This is a genomic window from Cobetia sp. 2AS (assembly GCF_029846355.1).
Classification (GTDB): Bacteria; Pseudomonadota; Gammaproteobacteria; order Pseudomonadales; family Halomonadaceae; genus Cobetia; species Cobetia amphilecti.
The window spans coordinates 1-251 of sequence record NZ_JARWKQ010000029.1 but is presented as its reverse complement, the minus strand read 5'-3'; the positions used below and the strand labels follow the sequence as shown (position 1 = coordinate 251).

General features: G+C 64.1%; 1 protein-coding gene. It reads right to left on the bottom strand.

All coding sequences use genetic code 11. The features are described from left to right. Nucleotides 1-251 (bottom strand): Ig-like domain-containing protein (locus tag QD356_RS17850; protein WP_279878500.1); only part of this gene is annotated, 251 nt, incomplete at both ends.

The following is a 251-nucleotide window of genomic DNA, read 5'->3' as shown; positions in this document are numbered from 1 at the left end:
GCGCTTGCGTCGATCTCGCCCACGTCATTGCTGGTCGCGGTGTTGCCGGCCGGATCGGTGACCGAGGCTTCGACGCTGTACTCGCCTTCGCTCAGCGGTGTCTCGGCGTCAACCGTGTAGGTGCCATTCTCGACGGTGGCAGTGACGGTCTGTTCGTTGCCGTCGCTGTCAGTAATGACCAGCGTGACGGTGCTGCCGTCTTCGGCATCGGTGGTACCGACGATGGTCGGCGTGGTGTCGGAGGTCAGTGC